A 1,506-nucleotide genomic window follows, 5' to 3' on the forward strand; every position below is an offset into this window, starting at 1 on the left:
CGGGTCCGTTTTGGCGGGCGGTTGCTGGTCTGCGACCGCTGGCGCTTCTGGGTCTGCCGCCGGAGCCGCTGCGGGAGCGGGATTCTCGGCCGGCTTATTCAGTGCTTCCTGAATTGCCGTGGCTTCGTCGATTTGCGCCTGTACGTTGCGGGGTAGCGTGCTCATTTGATCGTTTTCTCCTTGGGTAGAGCCGGCAGGTCCGGGCTTCTGGATGTGCTACTGGTTCCGGGCACTTGGCCGAATGACCGGAGAGTGGCCACAAAAAAGCCGCCTCAACTTGGGCGGCTTTTTCTGTAGCTACTGGCGATGCCGCGATTCGTTGATTCGGTCAAGCGAATCGCGGGATTTATCGAACGTATCAAGCAACTCCCTGATTTGGGTCGCCCTGCCCTGGGCCCTAAACAGGTCCTCCAGGTTGCTGCCCTTCTCCAGGTTCTGCTGGGCCTCCAGCAGGCAGCTGCTCATCAACTCCCGCAGGTGCTTCCAATCCGGGCTGTTGCTCAGGTTGACCAGCGCTTGCCACTGGTGGTCGCTGGGTTTCATTTGCTCCTCCCGAAGCGTGTTGAAGTTGCGCAACCGTCGCGCCGTTTTCCATACCGAGGCGCTGTGCTTCGATGCGAATTTTGTCTGCTCGAGCGCTCAGCTCTTCGGTTTGGGCTGCCGTTTTTCCTGTTTCTGCAGCAACCTGCTGGCCGGCCAGCTTCGCCTGCTCCTGCTGCTGCTGCGCGGCCTGCTGCTGTTGCTGATCTTCCCGAGCCTTCATCTCGTCCTTCGTTGGGACCAGGCCGGGCATATCGAGGCTTTCGGCCACCTTGCGTAGAATCGCCGCACGGCCTTCCAGGCCGAGGATCTGCATATCGATAGGGTTGTTGGTGAACCCCAGGAACTGGGTGCGGGCTTGCAATGTTTGCTCACGCTGAAGCATCGCGTTAGCACCGCGCGCAACCACCTTGCAGTCGCCCTTGATCGCGTTGTCCTCGGAGTAGCGCATGTTGAACAGCCACAGCGCTTCAATGACACGACGCACCACCCCACGGTCGATGTGCCGGATTGCGTCCTTGATACCCTTGTTGGCAGACTCCATGAGCATCGACAGGCCGCTAGCCGTATTGCCTGCGCCACCGACCTTTTCGGCACCATAGATGTAACGAGGGATGTTCGTGGCGTCGTCGGCACGCTTCTCCCACGAGTCGTACACAGCCATCAGTTCGCCTGCCAGGCTTACCGGCTGATAGAAGCGCAGAACCGGAGCTGTTGCGCCGCCACCGAGCCCGGCCGTCTGGCCGCTCTTCACGCGCCAGCGCTTCATGGGGAACATCTCGTTTGGGTTCTCACCAGGTTGCAGGCGATCCTCGTCAACTTCGACCTGCGGGCCGCTGGCAAACGCCATGTTATTGGACTGCGCGCGCGCCGTAGCACCACACATGTCCTGCACATCGCTCATCAACTCAGGGATGGACATACCCCAGAACGAGCCCGGCACAATCTGGAACGATGCCTTGTGAT

The 1,506-nt window shown here is 60.4% G+C and carries 1 protein-coding gene; it reads right to left on the reverse strand.

Annotated features, from left to right (window positions below):
* Window positions 1–397: 397 nt before the first annotated feature.
* On the reverse strand, window positions 398–1,506 hold a 1,109-nt coding region (locus tag BKD70_RS22145), incomplete at its 5' end, for a hypothetical protein (RefSeq protein WP_218188961.1).

It is taken from the genome of Pseudomonas sp. BS-2016 (assembly GCF_001806145.1).
GTDB classification, from domain to species: Bacteria; Pseudomonadota; Gammaproteobacteria; order Pseudomonadales; family Pseudomonadaceae; genus Aquipseudomonas; species Aquipseudomonas lundensis.